Annotated in this window: 6 protein-coding genes; 4 read left to right on the top strand and 2 right to left on the bottom strand. The window is 59.3% G+C overall.

Going from position 1 to position 5,975, the window contains the following annotated elements:
* Positions 1 to 125: 125 nt before the first annotated feature.
* Complete coding sequence (locus AC1DLB_RS18845) at positions 126 to 2,531, bottom strand: DNA translocase FtsK (protein ID WP_086944984.1); 2,406 nt, start codon at positions 2,529 to 2,531, stop codon at positions 126 to 128.
* A gap of 306 nt (positions 2,532 to 2,837) precedes the next feature.
* On the opposite strand from AC1DLB_RS18845, the gene trxB reads away from it, so the two are divergent.
* The 4 genes from trxB to infA all read left to right on the top strand — a co-directional run bounded on the left by trxB (position 2,838) and on the right by infA (position 5,659).
* Complete coding sequence (gene trxB / locus AC1DLB_RS18840) at positions 2,838 to 3,797, top strand: thioredoxin-disulfide reductase (protein ID WP_064618784.1); 960 nt, start codon at positions 2,838 to 2,840, stop codon at positions 3,795 to 3,797.
* A gap of 67 nt (positions 3,798 to 3,864) precedes the next feature.
* A complete protein-coding gene (gene aat / locus AC1DLB_RS18835; RefSeq protein ID WP_018925526.1) occupies positions 3,865 to 4,545 on the top strand; it encodes a leucyl/phenylalanyl-tRNA--protein transferase in 681 nt (226 codons plus the stop codon).
* A gap of 87 nt (positions 4,546 to 4,632) precedes the next feature.
* A complete protein-coding gene (locus AC1DLB_RS18830) occupies positions 4,633 to 5,340 on the top strand; it encodes an arginyltransferase (RefSeq protein ID WP_018925525.1) in 708 nt (235 codons plus the stop codon).
* A gap of 100 nt (positions 5,341 to 5,440) precedes the next feature.
* Complete coding sequence (gene infA / locus AC1DLB_RS18825; protein WP_002553999.1) at positions 5,441 to 5,659, top strand: translation initiation factor IF-1; 219 nt, start codon at positions 5,441 to 5,443, stop codon at positions 5,657 to 5,659.
* A gap of 134 nt (positions 5,660 to 5,793) precedes the next feature.
* Here infA and AC1DLB_RS18820 read toward each other — a convergent pair.
* Positions 5,794 to 5,975: hypothetical protein (locus AC1DLB_RS18820; protein ID WP_477785427.1), on the bottom strand; the 182-nt coding region annotated here is incomplete at its 5' end.

Here is a 5,975-nt window from a genome sequence, read left to right as displayed (position 1 = left end):
GGCCGAGAGCGTGGTCAGAGCCAGTACCGGCAGCAACAGCATGCGGATAAGACGCATGGGAGTCCTCATAAACATTCGTGGGAGTGCGGGCGGCGTCTCAAGACGCCGCCCCTTTCAATACCGGATCAGTCGCGCACCGGGCCAGGGGCCAGGACTTCACGCGAGCCGTTGGTGTTCATGGACGTCACGACCCCGGCCATTTCCATGGCTTCGATCATGCGCGCCGCGCGGTTGTAGCCGATTTTCAGCTTGCGCTGAACCGCGGAGATGGACGCACGGCGGCTTTCCAGGACGAACTGCACCGCTTCGTCGTAGAGCGCATCGGTTTCGGCATCATCGTCACCACCACCGCCGCCGTTTTCAAAGCCGCTACCGGCTTCTTCGACACCGGCCAGGATGTCATCGTTGTATTCCGGCGCGCCGCGCAGTTTCCAGGCTTCRACCACCCGGTGCACCTCGTCATCGGACACGAATGCGCCGTGAACACGAATCGGCAGGCTGGTGCCCGGCGGCATGTACAACATATCACCGTGGCCCAGCAGTTGTTCGGCGCCGCCCTGGTCGATGATGGTCCGCGAATCGATCTTGCTCGATACCTGGAACGCCATACGGGTCGGGATGTTCGCCTTGATCAGACCGGTGATCACATCCACCGACGGACGCTGGGTCGCGAGGATCAAGTGGATACCCGCCGCACGCGCCTTCTGCGCGATACGCGCGATCAGCTCTTCAACCTTCTTGCCGACGATCATCATCATGTCGGCGAATTCGTCGACCACCACGACGATGGTCGGCAGCTTCTGCAGCAGCGGTGCCTCATCGTGGATGCTTTCGCGCTTGTACAGCGGATCGCTCAACGGCTCGCCGGCGTCCTGGGCTTCCTTGACCTTGGCATTGAAGCCCGACAGGTTACGCACGCCCATCTTCGCCATCAGTTTGTAGCGCCGTTCCATCTCGGCGACGCTCCAGCGCAAGGCGTTGGCGGCGTCCTTCATGTCGGTGACCACAGGGCACAGCAAGTGCGGGATGCCTTCGTAGATCGACAGCTCAAGCATTTTCGGGTCGATCATGATCAGCTTGGCGTCTTCTGGGCCAGACTTGAACAGAATCGACAGGATCATCGCGTTCACACCCACCGACTTACCGGAACCGGTCGTACCGGCCACCAGCAAGTGGGGCATTTTCGCCAGGTCAGTGATGACCGGTTTGCCGCCGATGTCGTGACCCAGGGCCAAGGTGACCGGAGACTTGAAGTTATCGTACTCGGGGGTCGACAAGACCTCGGAGAACCGCACGATCTGCCGGTCTTCGTTAGGGATCTCGATACCGACCGTGGTCTTGCCCGGAATCACTTCCACCACGCGCACACTGGTCACGGCCAGGGAACGGGCCAGGTCTTTCGCCAGGTTGGCAATGCGGCTGACTTTCACCCCGGCGGCAGGCTGGATTTCGTAACGGGTAATGACCGGGCCCGGGTGGATCGAATCCACCGAGACTTCGACGCCAAATTCCTTGAGCTTGATTTCCAGCAAGTGGCCGACGGCCGCCAGGGATTCAGGCGAATAATTGAGTTGTTTCTTTTCCGCCGGGTCGAGAATCGAAATCGGCGGCAAGGTGCCTTCCACGGCGCTGTCGACGAACAACGGCGCCTGTTTCTCTTTTTCCACGCGCTTGCTCGGAGCGGCCGGCTTCGGCGGTGCGGGAGCAATCACCGGCGGCACCTGCTTTTCACGCTCGGACATGTGCTTGCTCAGGGCCTGCTCGCGCTCGATCAGGCGTTCCTTGACCTTGGCCTGCTCACGTTTATCGGTGACCGTCGGCGCAACCACGTCATGCACGCGATCGTCGACCTCACGCAGCTGGGCGACCAGTTGCTTGCGTTCGGTACGGGCTGCCCACCAGCGATTGGCCGCGCCCTGAAACAATTCGAACAAATCGAGGGTGATCTTGCCGGTGACGTCCATCACCTTGAACCACGACAGATCGGTGAATACCGTCAGGCCGAACAGGAACAGCGCAATGAACAACAGCGTGCTGCCCTGAATGTTCAGCGCATTCTTCGCCAGGTCGCCGAGGCTTTCACCCAAAGCGCCGCCGGCGCCGGCCGGCAGACCGGTCGCCGCATGGAAATGGATATGGGCCAGCGCCGCGCCCGACAGCACCAGAAACACCAGGCCGATCAGGCGCCAGGAAAACAGCCAGCCGCTCCACTGCCATGGCTCGTGGCGCTGACGGAAGATCTGATAGGCCTTGATCGCCAGCAATAGCGGGAAAATGTAGGCGAAGTAACCCAGGACCATGAACAGGATGTCGGCGCTGTAAGAACCGGCAGGCCCGCCGAAGTTCTGTACATCGTCGATCTTGCTGTTATGGCTCCAGCCCGGATCGTCCTTGCCATAGGTCAACAAGGCCATCATCAGGAACAGGCACAAGGCGCCGATGGCGATCAATGCACCTTCCTTGAGCCGGTAGTGCAATTGCTGGCGCCAGAGCGGAACGACTGTTTTAGGTGCTGCGGTGGATTTCTTCAAAACGCTTCTTTTCCTGCGCCCTTGGCGCGTCCATCTGTTGAATGACTATAAAAACTGCCCAATCCAGGCAGGTAAAAAAGTTAACAGTCCCAACCGGGACTACTTTTAACACTGTGCCCCGGCTTTTCGAAATACGGCACGCAGCGCTTTTTTGATACAAACACTGTTACAAGCGGGCATTGTACGGGTTTGTTCGCCCAATGCCATGCTTGAGACCCTTGGCTCCAGCATAGCCAACAGCACAATACGCGCAGTCCAATYTGAGCATGCATTCTCTTTTGTGACAAAGGCTTATGAGGTGTTTTTATGAGTGAAGCGAAGCATTCCCGCCTGATCATTCTGGGTTCCGGCCCTGCCGGTTACAGCGCAGCCGTTTATGCCGCTCGCGCCAACCTCAAACCCGTTGTCATTACCGGCATACAGGCCGGTGGCCAGCTGACCACTACCGTCGAAGTCGACAACTGGCCCGGCGACATCGAAGGCCTGACTGGCCCGGTGCTGATGGAACGCATGCAGAAACACGCCGAACGCTTCGACACCGAGATCGTTTACGACCACATCCATACCGCCAAGTTGCAACAGCGCCCGTTCGAGCTCATCGGCGACAGCGGCACCTACACCTGCGATGCGCTGATTATCGCCACCGGCGCTTCGGCCCAATACCTGGGGCTGCCATCGGAAGAAGCCTTTGCCGGCAAAGGGGTTTCGGCCTGCGCCACCTGCGATGGTTTCTTCTATCGCAACCAGGTGGTCGCAGTGGTCGGCGGCGGCAACACCGCGGTGGAAGAAGCCCTGTACCTGTCGAACATCGCCAAGGAGGTTCATCTGATTCACCGTCGCGACAAACTGCGTTCGGAGAAGATCCTGCAGGACAAGCTCTTCGAAAAAGCCGCCAACGGCAATATCCGCCTGCACTGGAACCAGAACCTGGACGAAATACTCGGTGACGCCAGCGGCGTGACCGGCGCCCGCCTGCGTCACAGCCATACCGGCGAAACCGCTGAACTGTCGCTGGCCGGCGTGTTCATCGCCATCGGCCACAAACCCAACACCGACCTGTTCCAGGGCCAGCTGCAGATGCGCAACGGCTACCTGCTGGTCAAGGGCGGCAGCGAAGGCGACGCCACCGCCACCGCCATCCAGGGTGTATTCGCCGCCGGCGACGTGGCCGACCACGTTTACCGCCAGGCAGTGACCTCTGCCGGAGCCGGTTGCATGGCTGCGCTGGATGCCGAGAAGTATCTCGATGACATTCCCGGCGTTTGACGGTTAACCTTCTATCTGGCGGGTTTATCGCCCGCCACCGCCCTCCCCTTCTGCAAGCCCGGATGCCATGCTGACTTGGTTACAACGCAATACCCTGACTTTTCCGCCGCTGGAAAAAGCCATGCGCGACCCCAACGGACTGCTGGCCGCGGGCGGCGATCTGTCCGCCGACCGTCTGATTCAGGCGTATCGCCATGGCTGCTTTCCGTGGTTCTCGGAAGGCCAACCGATTCTCTGGTGGTCACCGGATCCGCGCACGGTGCTGTTTCCCGACGAACTGCATGTCTCCCGCAGCCTGAATAAACTGCTGCGTCAACAACGCTATCAAGTGACCTTCGATCGGGATTTTGCCGCGGTCATCAGCGCCTGCGCCGCGCCGCGCGAGTACGCCGATGGCACCTGGATCACCCAAGCGATGCAGGACGCCTACGTCGAACTGCACAGGCGCGGCTACGCCCATTCGGTGGAGGTCTGGGACGATGGCGTGCTGGTCGGCGGGCTCTACGGCCTGGCCATGGGACAGCTGTTTTTCGGTGAGTCGATGTTCAGCCGCGCCGACAACGCCTCCAAATATGGCTTTGCCACGCTGGTGCGACATCTGAAAGACTCAGGTTTTGTGCTGATCGATTGCCAGATGCCTACCGATCATCTGCATAGCCTGGGCGCCCGAGCGATTCCCCGCACCGAGTTTGCCGGCTACCTTGCCCGGCACTTGGATCAACCCGGTCGTGCCACCTGGGTTTGCTGAGCGACATTGGCCCGTGTGGCTTACACTTAATGCGGGGAGACGAATTGAGAAAGTCCCCTTATCAAAAGTTTATCCCGAGGGTTGATCATGACCGAGTTGGCGCGTTTGAAGTTCTATGCCACTCAGCCCCACTCTTGCAGTTATCTGCCCGAGGAGCAGGCCACTACGCTGTTCCTCGATCCCAGTCAGCCCATGGATGTGCATGTCTACGCAGATCTGTCGGAAATGGGCTTTCGTCGCAGTGGTGATCATCTCTACCGGCCCCATTGCCAGAATTGCAATGCGTGCGTACCGGCGCGTATTCCTGTGGCGCAATTTACCCCCAACCGTCAGCAGAAACGCATTCTCAAACGCAATGCCGACTTGCAGGTACGCCCGGCCCGACCAACGTTCAGCGAGGAGTATTTCGACCTCTACCAGCGCTACATCGAACAACGCCACGCCGACGGCGATATGTATCCGCCGAGTCGCGACCAGTTCTCGACCTTCCTGGTGCGTGACCTGCCGTTCTCCCGCTTCTACGAGTTTCGTCTCGAAGGCCGACTGGTGGCGGTGGCCGTCACCGACTTGCTGCCCAATGGCCTGTCAGCGGTGTACACCTTCTACGAGCCCGGCGAGGAGCGTCGCAGCCTGGGGCGTTACGCGATTCTCTGGCAGATTGCCGAAGCCGGGCGCCTGGGGCTGGAAGCGGTCTATCTCGGCTACTGGATCAAAAACTGCAAAAAAATGAGCTACAAGACCCAATATCGCCCTATCGAACTGCTGATTAATCAACGTTGGGTCATCCTGAACTAGAACCCCTTGGCTTAAACCCCACTTTTCGGGCACAATGCACGCCGCTTTTGCCTGGCGCAGTTGCACCGGGCCATTCATTGGACACCGAGGGCTTTACTGCATGTCGAAAGAAGACAGCTTCGAAATGGAAGGCACTGTCGTCGACACCCTGCCCAACACCATGTTTCGTGTGGAGTTGGAAAATGGGCACGTCGTAACCGCGCATATCTCCGGCAAGATGCGCAAGAACTACATTCGTATTCTTACCGGCGACAAAGTGCGCGTCGAGCTGACGCCCTATGACTTGAGCAAAGGGCGCATCACCTACCGCGCTCGCTAATCAAGTCAATACAAAACGCCCGGCTATGCCGGGCGTTTTTGTGTGCGGATCGTTCCCACGCTCTGCGCAGGAACGATCATGGCAGGCAGCAAAAAGGCGCCTTTCGGCGCCTTTTGGCTTTGTTGCGGTTAACGTCAGGCCATTTCAGCCGTGGTCTCGAACTCGAAGGTCAGCTCGCCATCCTTGATGTCGATGTGCACCACACCGCCATGTTCGGCCAGTTCGCCAAAGAGAATCTCCTCCGCCAGCGGACGCTTGATCTTGTCCTGAATCAAGCGCGCCATTGGTCGAGCACCCATGGTCACGTCGTAACCAC

The organism is Pseudomonas sp. 05N434 (assembly GCF_056396965.1).
The sequence above is the reverse complement of the archived record's forward strand: the minus strand, read 5'-3'. Positions and strand labels throughout refer to the sequence as shown.

Coding starts and splice junctions, on each gene's coding strand:
- trxB (WP_064618784.1), top strand. CDS start 2,838: ATGAGTGAAGCGAAGCATTCCCGCCTGATCATTCTGGGTTCCGGCCCT.
- aat (WP_018925526.1), top strand. CDS start 3,865: ATGCTGACTTGGTTACAACGCAATACCCTGACTTTTCCGCCGCTGGAA.
- AC1DLB_RS18830 (WP_018925525.1), top strand. CDS start 4,633: ATGACCGAGTTGGCGCGTTTGAAGTTCTATGCCACTCAGCCCCACTCT.
- infA (WP_002553999.1), top strand. CDS start 5,441: ATGTCGAAAGAAGACAGCTTCGAAATGGAAGGCACTGTCGTCGACACC.